At 37.0% G+C, this 13,519-nt stretch carries 16 protein-coding genes; 6 read left to right on the top strand and 10 right to left on the bottom strand.

Features of this window, described 5'->3' with window-relative positions:
- Positions 1-28: 28 nt before the first annotated feature.
- The 5 genes from OGI71_RS26020 to OGI71_RS26000 form a co-directional block, all read right to left on the bottom strand.
- A complete protein-coding gene (locus OGI71_RS26020) occupies positions 29-196 on the bottom strand; it encodes a hypothetical protein (RefSeq protein ID WP_282253083.1) in 168 nt (55 codons plus the stop codon).
- 442 nt (positions 197-638) lie between these two features.
- Positions 639-1,085, bottom strand: a complete 447-nt coding sequence (locus OGI71_RS26015) for a nuclear transport factor 2 family protein (RefSeq protein WP_282253082.1) — start codon at positions 1,083-1,085, stop codon at positions 639-641.
- Between the two features lie 175 nt (positions 1,086-1,260).
- The gene (locus OGI71_RS26010; RefSeq protein WP_282253081.1) at positions 1,261-2,247 is read right to left on the bottom strand and encodes a PDDEXK nuclease domain-containing protein; all 987 of its coding nucleotides are present in this window, start codon (positions 2,245-2,247) and stop codon (positions 1,261-1,263) included.
- A gap of 129 nt (positions 2,248-2,376) precedes the next feature.
- Entirely contained in the window at positions 2,377-2,562 is a 186-nt protein-coding gene (locus OGI71_RS26005; RefSeq protein WP_282253080.1) for a hypothetical protein, read from the bottom strand.
- Between the two features lie 30 nt (positions 2,563-2,592).
- Positions 2,593-2,763 (bottom strand): hypothetical protein, encoded by a 171-nt coding sequence (locus OGI71_RS26000; protein WP_282253079.1) that lies wholly within the window; start codon positions 2,761-2,763, stop codon positions 2,593-2,595.
- A gap of 355 nt (positions 2,764-3,118) precedes the next feature.
- Here OGI71_RS26000 and OGI71_RS25995 point away from each other — a divergent pair, with 355 nt between their 5' ends.
- Positions 3,119-3,877, top strand: coding sequence for a type 1 glutamine amidotransferase domain-containing protein (locus OGI71_RS25995; protein ID WP_282253078.1), 759 nt, complete (start codon positions 3,119-3,121; stop codon positions 3,875-3,877).
- A gap of 590 nt (positions 3,878-4,467) precedes the next feature.
- Positions 4,468-5,739, top strand: coding sequence for a S41 family peptidase (locus OGI71_RS25990; protein ID WP_282253077.1), 1,272 nt, complete (start codon positions 4,468-4,470; stop codon positions 5,737-5,739).
- 557 nt (positions 5,740-6,296) lie between these two features.
- On the opposite strand, the gene OGI71_RS25985 is transcribed toward OGI71_RS25990, so the two are convergent.
- The 4 genes from OGI71_RS25985 to OGI71_RS25970 all read right to left on the bottom strand — a co-directional run bounded on the left by OGI71_RS25985 (position 6,297) and on the right by OGI71_RS25970 (position 8,329).
- Positions 6,297-6,611, bottom strand: a complete 315-nt coding sequence (locus OGI71_RS25985) for a hypothetical protein (protein ID WP_282253076.1) — start codon at positions 6,609-6,611, stop codon at positions 6,297-6,299.
- A 78-nt stretch (positions 6,612-6,689) separates the two neighbouring features.
- Positions 6,690-7,127 carry a hypothetical protein gene (locus OGI71_RS25980; protein WP_282253075.1) on the bottom strand — a complete coding sequence of 146 codons (438 nt, stop codon included), beginning with the start codon at positions 7,125-7,127 and terminating at the stop codon, positions 6,690-6,692.
- Positions 7,124-7,480 carry a DoxX family protein gene (locus tag OGI71_RS25975; protein ID WP_282253074.1) on the bottom strand — a complete coding sequence of 119 codons (357 nt, stop codon included), beginning with the start codon at positions 7,478-7,480 and terminating at the stop codon, positions 7,124-7,126. The genes OGI71_RS25980 and OGI71_RS25975 overlap by 4 nt, the downstream gene beginning before the upstream one ends.
- 93 nt (positions 7,481-7,573) lie before the next feature.
- Positions 7,574-8,329: an SDR family oxidoreductase gene (locus OGI71_RS25970; protein ID WP_282253073.1), complete on the bottom strand. Its 756-nt coding sequence runs from the start codon at positions 8,327-8,329 to the stop codon at positions 7,574-7,576.
- Between the two features lie 379 nt (positions 8,330-8,708).
- Between OGI71_RS25970 and OGI71_RS25965 the strand changes: the two genes are divergently transcribed.
- Entirely contained in the window at positions 8,709-8,888 is a 180-nt protein-coding gene (locus OGI71_RS25965; protein ID WP_282253072.1) for a hypothetical protein, read from the top strand.
- 69 nt (positions 8,889-8,957) lie between these two features.
- On the opposite strand, the gene OGI71_RS25960 is transcribed toward OGI71_RS25965, so the two are convergent.
- The gene (locus tag OGI71_RS25960) at positions 8,958-9,344 is read right to left on the bottom strand and encodes an AraC family transcriptional regulator (protein WP_282253071.1); all 387 of its coding nucleotides are present in this window, start codon (positions 9,342-9,344) and stop codon (positions 8,958-8,960) included.
- Between the two features lie 314 nt (positions 9,345-9,658).
- Between OGI71_RS25960 and OGI71_RS25955 the strand changes: the two genes are divergently transcribed.
- From OGI71_RS25955 to OGI71_RS25945, 3 genes are all read left to right on the top strand, one after another.
- On the top strand, positions 9,659-11,173 hold the full coding sequence (locus OGI71_RS25955) for a hypothetical protein (RefSeq protein WP_282253070.1): 1,515 nt from the start codon (positions 9,659-9,661) through the stop codon (positions 11,171-11,173).
- 332 nt (positions 11,174-11,505) lie between these two features.
- Positions 11,506-11,667 (top strand): hypothetical protein, encoded by a 162-nt coding sequence (locus tag OGI71_RS25950; RefSeq protein WP_282253069.1) that lies wholly within the window; start codon positions 11,506-11,508, stop codon positions 11,665-11,667.
- A gap of 36 nt (positions 11,668-11,703) precedes the next feature.
- Positions 11,704-13,359, top strand: a complete 1,656-nt coding sequence (locus OGI71_RS25945) for a hypothetical protein (RefSeq protein ID WP_282253068.1) — start codon at positions 11,704-11,706, stop codon at positions 13,357-13,359.
- Positions 13,360-13,519 lie beyond the last annotated feature (160 nt).

The following is a 13,519-nucleotide window of genomic DNA, read 5'->3' as shown; positions in this document are numbered from 1 at the left end:
TTTTATAAAAGGGGTACTAAGGTATTTTTCATTCAAGCTCATGCTTAATCACACAAAGCCCACAACAATCGAGCTGCGTACCGAAACTCAAGCTGATGACATCATGATCTTTCTCGGATATTAATCTGGAGACAATATCACTTTCTAATTTATTGACGGATGGATTGTTATTGTTTTCTTTCTGACAAGAAGCCATAACAATTGCTGTTAGCGATAAAATAACTAAGGCATGTACAATAAGTTTCGTAATTTTGACAATAATTTTTCTTTAACTTATAAAGAAAAATAAAAAAACATTAAATCTTCACATGGATCCATGGATTACAAATCTCCATTAGTCTTTTAAAAATCTCCTGATAAGTAAAAAGATAATTAAAACAAACACCATGCAGGTGATAATCTCAAATAGAGACATGTTTAATAACAACAGATGTATAGAGGTCATACTTTAAAAAATGTGGTTTATTGAATGATAATTGTTAATCACTATAATTGCTTTGTATAATGGTAAACGGGAGTGAAACGTAATTGTCCCAAAAAAATAAAAAAGCCACATCTCACGACATGGCCTTAAATAAACATATGATTCACTAGTTGTCAGCCTTGGGTTGACTGGACTCACCACTAGCTATAGAATACTATTTATACGAATTGATCGATTTGGATACTTTCCACACATTGCCTTCACGAACAAAAGTCACTAGATCAGTTTTGGTAAAGTCTTCAAATTTCATCGTCACCTTGGCCACCATATAGTCTGCAGACTCTTCGATGATATCGGTAGTTACTGTACAATTCAAGCTTTCGCCTTTTTGTTTTTTCAAAGATTTGATCAACGCGCTACGACTATGGGTTTGTGCGTTGGAAGCTTGGATCTTCTGGCTAAAATCAGCTGCAAATAGCTGCTCGATCCCTGCCGACTCTCCTTCGGTAGTGACCGCAACATAATGTTCAAGAGCAAAGTCTGCTGTGGAAAGGTTAACGGTTGCTTTTGCTGATTTTGAACCAGGGCCTTCAGTTGCCATTGCAAATGTTGATACTGCGATTAGGGCTGCTGCTGCGAATGTTTTTACTAATGCTTTCATAATGTCTTTACTTTATTGTGTTAGTATTTTTTTATCTGTTTTTATTTGTTGACTCAAAACTACGACACAATATGCCCCTGGCCTATGGGCTTTAGACTAACGGACAGGAAAACTCGGCGAATGGTGGGAATGGGGAGGTGATTGCACCGAAGATATTTAGTATGCAAATAACAATCTAAATATCACTATTATCAGCCTGTTCAAATAATTCGTGTAACTTTTGTTGAAGTAGCTTTTTATCCGGTAATTGTGTTTTATATTCCGCTACCACCGTTGGTGAAAGACTACGGCTCAAAGCATACTCAACCACCTCACTATCTTTATCTTTACATAATAGAACACCAATACTCGCGTTCTCATTGGATCGCTTAACATCTCGATCAAGAGCCTCTAGATAAAAATTCAATTGACCAAGATGCTCGGGCTTAAATTTATCTACTTTTAATTCAAATGCCACTAAGCACTGTAATCCTCTATGAAAAAAAAGCAGATCAATATAAAAGTCAGAGTTTCCCACTTGTACTTTATATTCTTGGTCAATAAATAGGAAGTCTCGCCCTAGCTCAAGAATAAAATCTTTCATCTGACGAAGCAGCCCTTTTTGAAGATCTCCTTCATTATAGGATTCTGGTAAATTTAAAAAGTCAAAAACGTAGCTATCTTTAAACGCTTTATTAATGTCGACTTCAAATTCTCTCGGCAGTGACGAGAGTTTTACATTTCCAATCATTGTGCGTTCAAAGACGGAGCTATTAATCTGTCGCTCCAACTCCCTGGAACTATATTTTTCCTCGATAGTTAGCTTCAAATAAAATTCCTTTTCTTCAACTGTCTTGGTACGACTAAAAATTAAAACATTATTTGTCCAACTCAACTCTCTCGTCAATGCCGAGAGTCTTTCACTGCTGCGATAAGTTTCGTAAAACTGTTTCATTCGCCAAAGATTCTTATCTGAAAAACCTTTCAATTCAGGTTCGTGCTGCTTAATGAAAAAAGCCAATTCTTTGACGACCGACTGTCCCCATTCGGAAGTTTCAATCCTCGCGCTAATATACTTTCCAATACGCCAATATAAATTCATTAACTCGGTATTTACCGCCTTAATAGCTTTAGATTGAGATTCTTTAATAAGCTGAATAATTTCTACAAAACGCTGCTCCATGTATAAAGGTTTATTTCTCAAATATATGAAAATCTAAAAAAATTAGCAATCAAAAGAAAATCTTATTATCAGAAAAAACACCACATCAATCGATGTGGTGTCATAACATATATTTATTTAAGATGGCTCCTATTTATACGAATTGATTGATTTAGATATTTTCCAGTCACTTCCCACACGCTCCAAAGTAACCAGGTCAGTCTTGGTGAAGTTCTCAAATTTCATTGTCACTTTCGCTACCATATAGGCAGCTGATTCTTCTAAGATGTCTGTGCTTACCTCATAGTTCAGTTTCTCTCCTTTTTGCTTTTTCAATAGTTTAACTACGGCGCTACGGCTGTGATTTTACCTATTGGAAGCTTGGATCTTTCGGTTGAAATCTTCGGCAAATAACTGCTCCACCCCTGCCGATTCACCTTCGGTAGTGACCGCAACATAATGCCCAAGGGCAAAGTCTGCTGTGGAAAGGTTAACGTTTGCTTTTGCTGATTTTGAACCCGGTCCTTCAGCGGCCATAGCAAAAGTGGATACTGCGATTAAAGCTGCTGCTGCGAATGTTTTTACTAGAGTTTTTTATCGAAATTATTTGTTTTTTATTTGATGATAAAGCTATCATGAGTGTCTTTTGAATACACTCATGATGGTTCATAATGTCTTTATTTTATTGTGTTAGTTTTTTTATCTGTTCTTATTTGTTGACTCAAAACTACGACACAATACGCCCCTAGCCTATGGGCTTTAGACCAACGGACAGGAAAACTCGGCGGATAGCAGGAATGGGGAGGCGAATTTTAATTTTGTGATGTAGGTCACAGCAAATTACCATACGAAATCAGGAAATTTGTTCCAACAAAAAGAAAATCAAAACGATATGAAAGCTAAACAACTCTTTAGACAAATAGGAATATTTTCAGCTTTATTAACCCTAGTGGTGATGCATTCCTATGCAACAAATAGAAAACCAAAAGTTTTATTTGTAGTTACTAGCCACGATACAAAAGGCAATATAGGCGAAAAAACAGGTTATTATCTGGGTGAAGTCTCACATCCCTGGGAGGTCTTAACAGCGGCTGGATATGAGATTGATTTCCTTAGCCCACAGGGCGGGAATCCGCCTGTGGATGGATTTGACCTGAATGATCCAGTTAACAAAAAATTCTGGGAGGATAAATACTACCACAATAAAATCACTCATTCACTCAAACCTTCTCAGGTAAAACCTGAAGAATATAAAGCCATCTTCTACGCCGGAGGACATGGTGCGATGTGGGATCTGCCTTTCGACTCGGCAATCGCAAAGATTGCCAGCAAGATATACGAGGCAAATGGCGTTGTTGCAGCTGTATGTCATGGACCTGCTGGCTTAACCAACATCAAACTGAGCACCGGTGAATATCTGATAAAAGGAAAAAAAGTCAATGGCTTTAGTAATGAAGAGGAGGAGCTTGTAAAGCTCAGCAATGTAGTCCCCTTTTTATTAGAAGATAGGCTAAAGGCAATGGGTGGGATTTATGAAAAATCCGAACCTTGGCAGTCGCATGTTACCATTGACGGCAGATTGGTCACTGGCCAAAATCCGCAATCAGCCAAGGCTGTAGGCATGGCCATCGTAAAGGCATTAGGTGAATAAGGTATACCCTCCAAGATAACAACATTGGCTTTTGAAAACCCTAGGGCTGTCCAACAATTGCTGTACAAGAAAATGCGAAGAGAAAGTAAGTGATCATCTTCAGGCCCGTTGACTTTAAAAAGCCACATCTCATTACCTGACCTTAATAACATTTGATTCACTGGTGGTCTGCCTATAACTTAGTTTGGCAGACCACTAGTTATTAAGATTTTTTAAACGAATTGATCGATTTGGATACCTTCCATTCATTGCCCAAACGCCGCAAGTTAACCAGGTAGCCTTGGTAAAATTCTCAAATTTCAAAGTTACTTTAGCAAACCTATAATCTGTTGACTCCTCAAGGATGTCGGTGCTCTACGCTCGCGATCAACTAGTTTCTCACATCTGATCAAACGATCCAAAGAGTGGAATCCCTTTATTACTGATCATTATCGAACAATTATGTCCGCTTCCGAACAGTTCCCGTATCAATCCATTGTATTTCACTACTTAAAATCAACATGTTACCAAAATGGATCGACTATTGGACATCGTGTATTATTGAAACGAAATAAAAATTTACATCCAATAACCTAATATTTATAGTCATTATGAAAGTCATTAAAAACTTCTTATTTTGGTTTATTCTGTGCAATTCCTTTTTGCTCTCTATTAATAAGGTACGAGGCGGATCTCAATGCGATTGCCATGCTGAATTTACATGGATCAAGAACACTTTCGAAAAAAACGACGCTGGATTTGAGTACATATTGAAGGAAAAAGGACAACAAGCCTACGACCTTCACACAGATGAAATAATGAAAATGGCTAAAGCAGCCAAGAACAAAGCTGACTGTATAAATTTGATTTATAAATGGTTTAAATTCTTTAGGAAGGGGCATCTTGGAATTGTTGATCTAAAAAAGGAAACTGAACCCGTACAAGTCGTTGAACCGGATGAAAATAAAATCAGAAAGCATGAAAGATTAACCTTAAAGGAAAAAGAGCTCAATCGTCTGATTGATAAGGAAAGCGAGCCCTCACCCATTGGCATATGGGAAAGCGCCCCTTACAAAGTTGGTATAGTTCCTACCGATAGTGGCTATACAGGTATTGTGCTGGATGCTCCAGAGACCCCTTGGAATAAGGGTCAGGTAAAATTCAAGCTATATAAGAATGGAGAAAACTATCGAGCTACAATCTGGATGAGAAATTTTAACGCGAGAGAGAATGTATCCGTGGAATTTATCGGAAACAATATGATCCATATCAATGGTATGGCTTTTTTTGTACGTAAGTCCAAATCATTTAAAGATACACCTCTAGTCAAAAGTTATATAAACTATTTATATTCCCGTGGTCCTTACTTTGAACAAATTTCAGACAAGACAGTATATGTCCGTATACCAAGTTTCGATATGTCTAATAAAAGGTCCATCGACAGCGTTCTGCGTGTAAACCATGAAAAAATTATTCGCACGCCAAATCTGATCATTGACCTAAGGAACAACGGAGGGGGATCTGATGATGCATATTCTTCATTGATTCCCTACCTATATACTAATCCCATTAGAACGGTAGGTTTGGAATTGCTTTCCACAGAGTTGAACAACGCTGCATTGTTGGCGCTCTCTAGGGATACCTTATATGATGAAAAGTCAAGGAAAGAATTTAAAGATATCTATGACAACCTGAACTTAAACCTTGGCAAATACGTTCGGGTTAAAGAAAATATTATCTCTATTGATAGCATGGATCGAATTCTTCCGTTTCCGCAAAAGGTAGCCATATTGATAAACGAATATTGTGGTAGTACTACCGAACAGTTTCTGCTGGAGGCAAAACAGAGCGCCAAGGTCAAACTTTATGGGAAAAGCACCTAAATTCGCCAAGTGGTGAATTTCAGCTGTGGTACTGCAGGTCGAAAAGCTACCGGATCCCAGAAATGGCAATTGACAATGTGGGCCTACAGCCAGATCACTACCTCGACCCTTCAATATCCCAAAAAGATTGGGTTGGATTTGTCGTGGAAAATTTAAAATGATGGTCTATGTCTGAGATATTAGGTGATCCACTTGGAATCAGAACTACTTGTTGTATAATAAGGAATATATAAACGAGAAAAATCCGTTCAACAATTGATTTGAAAAAAGATATTTTTTATAAAACTATTTCAAATCGGCTGTTGTTCTTATTATACAAAACGGCTACAAGCTACCTTTCGAAAGAAAGGACCAACATAAAAATTGGCGTCGTACAGTGAAAATCCAATAGTATTCAAAGTACGTTGGATGACGAAACAAAAAAGAGGAAACGATAAGAAACATAAAAATTACTGTACAATAAAACGCTAAAAGAAAGGGTCTGATGAGAATCAGGCCCTTTTGACGTAAAGAAGCCACATCTCACTACGCAGCCTTACAACATTTATATATTTTTATTACAATAAAAATTCTGTCTGGGCACGTTCCGTTTGTCGACGAATTAAAAAATAGGTTAAATAAGAAACAAAGAAATGGTTAATATGAATTATAAAAATTTGATGATTCTTTAAATAAGTGGCCTTATACGCAATCGGATCTCCATAATTGCCTACGTCCAATGTTGTATCAATATAATTTATTAGTCGTTGCAATGGTTGTCCGGCATTGAGATCCATATCCACTGTAAAAGCTATCTTTTCCATATTGATGGCCATCACCAGTAAAAATACGGCAAACAATAAGCCGAGGATAAGAAGCAAACTGTGGTGCATAATCAGTTTATTTTTTTCATTTCAATAAGGTAAAAACTTTTATAAAAAGAAGTTTCCCCGGCACTAATTCTACATTTATTAATACTTCGCCTGTCCAATGTCCAAGCCATCAAATTTACCTTCTTTAGATAAATGGAACTTAAAATATGTCTTAAAATCCCCCCAGCTTTCAGTATGAAACTTTCCATAGATATCCAGCCCATTGTTCTCAACTTTGTCTATGCTTGTAAACCGCTCATGACCACAGGCAATTTTTACAAAATTTGAAAAATCACGCGGGTTGCCGTCGTCCGTCAATGTCGGATCGGCGGTAAAGAAAGAAATAAAAAACTCCCTATCACCCTGTTGCCAGGATTCAATAGCTTGCTTCACCTGTGTATTTGTTAGTTTTGATAAATCCATTTTCTGTTCGTTTTTATGAATTAATAATGATGGGGTTGTGCTATCCCGTTTTTGTCCACATGCAGATAACGTTGATATTACAGCTCCAATGGTCATAAAATGTTTTAATTTCATAATGGCACGGATTTTAAAGGATGCTGCAAATAGATTATAATCAGATTTAACAATAGAAATGGGACTTCTATCATTACTCCTTTTATATCTTTATCTAACAGATGGAAACAAATAATCAACAAAATCCCAGCAGCCATGATAAAATTGCCCCACATAAATGTTTTGGGAAATAAAATCAGTACGGATCCAAGTATGGTGATTATGCCATTGACTGTTAGCCCTGTTCTGGTAAAGCCCCATTTACCAAACATTTCCATCATTTCAGCTTTGCCTGAAAACATGGCATACCCTTGTTTCAATCCCATAAATACGGCAACAAGGATTAAAATTGAATTGATAATTTTCAGAATCATATATCCCACTATTTAGTATTAAAGCAAAAACAATTTTATCTTTCTATTAACAATAGCGGCAAATAACTAAATTACTTGCCGCTATATCTTCTATTATCGTGTGGTGTAACCTCCATTTGCGAAAATAGTCTGCCCTGTCACCCACCAACCATCTGTTACCAAAAACTCCACAAGTGGCGCGATATCTTTAATATCTGTTAGTCCACCCAATGCTGAAGCTGATTTGTGATAAGCTACCGCATCATCTGTTTCTTGACCATAGAAAAATGGGGTGTCCATTGGTCCCGGCGCAACTGCTGTAACCGAAATACCTCTGGCGCCAAACTCTTTGGATGCTGCTCGTGTAAAGTGCTCTACTGGTGCTTTGGCCCCAGCATAGGTTGAATAATATCCAGTATATGCCGCAAGCAATGAGGTTACGATTGTGTTGATCTTTCCATTATCATTTAATCTCTTGCCCGCCTCCTGTATGAAAAAGTAGGCCACTTTGGAATTAATGTTACTCATACTATCGTATTCCTCCTCTGTCGTTTCGGCAAATGGTTTTTTCAAAACCTTTCCAACTGTATTAATGGCGATATCAACTCCTCCAAACCGCTCGATTGCGGCATCAAATAGCTTTACGATATTCTTGACATCAGTCAGATCGGCCTGGAATAAAAATGCTTCACCGCCTGCGTTATTGATATCTGCCAAAGTCTTTTCGGCGTCCGCTTTTGTGCTTTCACTATTGTAATGAACAACAATTTTTGCTCCTTTTGAAGCAAAATCCCGGCTTAATAAGCCCCCTAAGTTTTTTGCGCCACCCGCAATTAAAACTACTTTTCCATTTAAATCGTTTCTTGCCATTTTTCTCGTTATTTAATGTTTTAAAATTGTTAGTACAAAGATGTTCATCCCATTTGTAGATTTTATGGTGAGCTTTTCGGAATTTCAATTGTCGCTGATTTTAACTTTTGCTCCCTCCGTTATTCCTTGTGAATCATCCTTCACTCTTTACGATCATTAGTACACTACATTTTTTTAATATATAGTCTTAAATAACCAAATATTAAATGATTAATTAGCTTAGAGGGTAGTTCTTGGGGGGTAAGTTTTTTCAATTCTTAAAAAATACTTTTCAAGTTTGTAGTAGGTATGTGATACTTCCCGGAATTTTTCAAACTTCCGTCTTCTTACAATTTGATATGAAAGCTTAACTGATTATTTAACACTATAACTAAAAATTATGAAAAAGAATTCTGCTAACCGCTATTCCAAAGAGTATAAAGAACTTATTGTTCTTTCTATCGTAAAAGGGGAACTATTCCTCGAAGAAGCAATGGAAAAATATAATATTCTCGATAGGCGAACAATTATAACGTGGTTAAGAGAGCATGTAAGAAATAGTGCAAATGACTTGAACTAGCAATATTTAGTTCAACGATAGGACAGGGTACTTTAATAGCAACGAGTTATTAAATTTTATGCTTAGTCTTTATGCCTCTTTGTTTTTTAGATTCTTGCGGTATTGTCCAGGGGTTTTCCCTACAAACTTTTTAAAGAACTTGGAAAAATTAGAAGGATCGTAAGTCAGTACACGTGCAATCTCCGCTATAGGGGTAGCGGATGATGAAAGTAACTCCTTTGCCCTATCTATAATTTTTAAATCATAATAATAACAAGGATGATTTCCTGTTTCTTTTTGTATTGTATCGGTTAAATGGGTATGCGAAAGAAACAATGCGCTCGCGATCTCGTTAATTTCCATAAATTCTATGACTCTACCCGACACAACGTCATCAATATGTTGGTTCAAAAACTCAAAATATCTTTGGGTAATTTCTGTACCTCGTTTGAGGATTTCATTTTTGTTTTCTTGCATCTGATTTTCTAAGATGTACTAAATAATATTAAAAAATTAAAACCTACGCCACCCATAATGACAACAATTTACAAAAAAATGTAATCCATTATTGAAATTTTAATACAACATAGTGGCCAAGGTCTTGTTAGCAAGCTGTAAAATGAAAGATTTCTATAACGGTCTTTTTTATATCTTTATATAATTGACCGACGTTTGAATAATTACTTTCCGAACGAAACCTAGCTTCTTACACTTGACACGTCTTAGGAATAAAAATTATTAATTTCTCTTCTTAAGTATTATATAATATTGAGAATATTAATCTACTAATTATGTTAAACAGTATTTTAGGGACCCTTTTGAAATTTCTATCATTATTTTTCTGTATCGTCAATTTACATTCCTGTGATCGAGATAAGGCCAACAAATCAACAATTGACTCTCTCTTGCGGCAAGCAGATCAGTCACTCGAAAATAATTACCTCATATCTTTAGAATATGCAAAAAAGGCCAGTATCATCGCCGATAAAACAACAGATTCTAGACGTAAAGCAGAAACTTATTATTATATAGCTTATTGCCTCAACATGCTGGAAGAATATGAAAAATCATATCCATATATCGAAAAGGGGCTCAACGAAAATGCATCAAAGACGTACAAGCCGCTAAAAGCGCGTCTGCTGGCCTTGAAAGGATTTCATTATTCTCGACTTCATCTCTATAAACAGCAAGCTAAACAGCACCAGGAAGTAATTGATCTGACATTATCAAGAAAAGATCCTGAATCTGCGATGACTGCAGCACTGAGTCTCGCTGCCCTCGGAATTTCTTACACCATAATCAACGATTATCCACCCGCCCAACATTATAGTGAATTAGCTCTAGAACATGTAGAAACAGTCCCCGACTCTATTTATAATCGCTTAAAAAAAATCTATAAAGTAAAAGCAAATCTATTTTATTATAGGGCGATGATCTACATAGAACAGTTTAAGCCTAATGAAGCTTTTCCTTTTATCCAGCTTGCTTACAAACAGGCTCTAATAGATAATAAGCAACGTACCCTTTTTCTGGAATTGTATGCCGATTATTATATGCAGACCGGAGACACGGAAAAAGCCATCGAGAATTATTTACTTGCCCTAGCTGACAAACAAAAAAGAACTTGCAACCGATCTACATCAGCGGACTTGTATTTAAAAATATCGAAAAGCTATGGCAAATTGCAACAGTACGATAACGAGGAAAAGTACCTAAAGCTATCTGCTTCTGAACGATTAATTGACGAAAACAAGAATAGAAAACGGGTACAAGCAGTATTAGACAATATTGAAAAACAAGAATTAATAATAAAAAATAGAGACGAGCTATTAAACATGTTGCTCGCCATAGCTTTTTTGGTCACACTACTACTATTGTTATGGAAATACAGGAAATACAAATTAAAGAAGAAGAAACTACTCTCTGCAAAGGAAATTGAAATAGCGCAAAACAAACAGCTCATCGAGACACTGGAATTGAAAGTAAATGAATCATTTTCAGACCTTATAGCGTTAGCGAAAAAAAATTCACCAACATTTTGGGCTCGTTTCCAAGAGGTTCACCCTAAATTTTTAAAAAGGATGCTATGCATTGACGCAAATTTCAAATCATCTGAGTTAATCCTATGTGCTTATATCTATCTAGGCTTCTCAACAAAAGAGATTGCTGACTATACGTTCAAAGCAACAAAAACAATTGAAAACAATCGTTATAACCTGAGAAAAAAGCTAGGACTCGCTCCGGAAGAGGATTTCATCCTCTGGCTGAGAAACCATGTGGACGACAGCCAACCAACCACAAGTTAAGAAGCACCTCTTAAAAATCAATTTATCTTTTTTTTCTATAACATTTATTGTCATAACAGATAATGCTATTTTCATGAAATCTATAAAAAACACTGTAATTTAAAGCTTACCTAGAATATTCAAAATAAAATTAAAACACTTAAAATCAACACCTTAAAAACACAAGAGTAGTTCTTGGGGGGGGATGAATTTTCTTTTCTATTTCACAAAATATTCAAGTTTGTATCGGATTCTATTATGACTTTCCTCGCTCTCTGAAAAGCTTGGGGTCAATGTCAGGTAGTCCGAACACTAATCATTTAATAGTGATTTAAACTTAAATAAAATTAAAAATGAAAACAGAAAAGAAAAATTATGAAGCACCAGCTATTAACGTGCTTACTATTGAACTAGAGCAAGGGATTGCTGCAGGTTCGGGAGGAACAGGAACGCCCAACCCAGGGGTGGGTGACTGGGGCGATGGTTCGGATGGTAGTGGTAATGGAGATTTGTAAAATAGGCTATTAAAGAACTAAAAATCAAGATTTCTTATGAAAGTATTATATAAAAACCAATTAAACTGGACGGCCGTTTCTATTGCATTGTTGCTAGTAGGGAGCGGCACTTTTTCGAGTTGCTCGAAAGACAGGGAACAAATCGAAGAAACAGCCAAAGTCGAGGGGACAAAATTAATGTTGAACGTGTCGGGAATTAATGAAAATCAAAATATATCGACAAAAGGTTCGCAAGCAAAAGTAGCTGAATCAAGCTCAGGGAATACAAAAGTGTTAGAATTTCCAGAATTTGATGCGGTCCTACAGACAGATAACAACGTACCATTCACGGCAGCACAATCTTTAACGAAAGCAGCTTCAAATAACGGTAGCTCTACAAGAGCTGCCGCTATAGAAAATGGTGTAAAATACCGTCTATACTTGTTTTCGCAAGATGGAACACAATTAATTTCATCTGAGCAATTTATTGCCGGAACGCAAGGAACTATTGATGTAACGCAAGGGAAAACCTATAAATGGGTGGCCCTTTCTTACAACACAACTGATGATGTCCCTGACGTGACTTCTGCAAATACAAAAATCAGCCTTCCGGGAGGAAAAGATATCTTATATACTTCGGGCGAGGTATCGGTGCCTACTGGTGGCAGTAACGTAAACGTGCCTATTAATATCATGTTCAGTCACAAATTTTCACGACTTGGGATAGAATTGAATACACAAGGTATGTTTGCAAATATGACAGGTGCAAAAGTCGCTGTAGCCGGAATAAAAACGGCTTCGATTGATATCGCCAGCGGCGCCTTAAGTGACCTTGCAGCTGCAGATCACGAAATTCCATTTGTCGATTTTAAGGACATCAATGCACTCTATCAAGATGCTAAAATTGCCTATACCTACACAGCCGATCCGGCAGCGGTATCAGGCGGAATCAAAGTGAGTGTCTCCAATTTAGCTTTAAAGATTGATGACAACTCCACCCGCCAATTTTCAGCTACTCCTGTCAATTTCGCATTCAACATCACGCCTGTATTAGGAAATAGCCACCATTTGCTAGTCAATTTAATAGAATCACCATTGACTGTTGAAGGAACGAGATGGGCTAGACAAAATATTTATTACCAAGCCGGACACAACCCCTACCGTTTTCACCATACGTACGCGCACTCCAATGCAAGAAATACATATTTCTCATTCAAAGGCCTGGTTCCGGATCAATTTGGCGTAAATAGTGACCCTTGTGCCCAGGTGTATCCTACTGGCGTTTGGCGCCAAGCGAGTGAAAGCGACTTTAGAAAACTCACTGGAGTATTAGGGGTTGGCGGTAAGCAAACAACTTACGGGTCAGTCAATAACCGTGGTTACTTTGAATATGACGCCAGCGGAACAGCGGCTCCTTATCCGAGCAACAAGCTTCATTTCAACTTTAACGGCGGTAGTAATTCATTCGCTTTTGTAAATGGTGTCTTACAGATCAATCTGGCCAATTATGGTAACCGTGCCGAATTATGGACGGGTACATCAGGAGTAAACCTTGGTGGGCTTTTTGGTTTTGGCGCATGGTATTATCATGCCGAAAGAGGCGCTTTCAATATTCACAATGACGACCTTACAGCTAGCTTACTCAATGTGTCGGTAATTGGCGTGGATTTAGTAGAAACCCAGTTGAAAAATGTCCGTTGTGTAAGAAATTAATTTGTGCGTTCTTTTTATGGATAATATAGTTATCTGACGGGGAGGCGTTCTTGACAGATAATGGTAAAAAGCGGCCTATTTATCAATAGGTTGCTTTTTATTAGCTATTAAAATTCTCAATTAGATTAAAATATATTGAGTCTGATAAACGGTACTCCTA

The sequence above is a fragment of the Sphingobacterium sp. ML3W genome (genome assembly GCF_029542085.1).
GTDB lineage: Bacteria > Bacteroidota > Bacteroidia > Sphingobacteriales > Sphingobacteriaceae > Sphingobacterium.
This window is presented reverse-complemented; position numbering and strand designations above follow the sequence as displayed.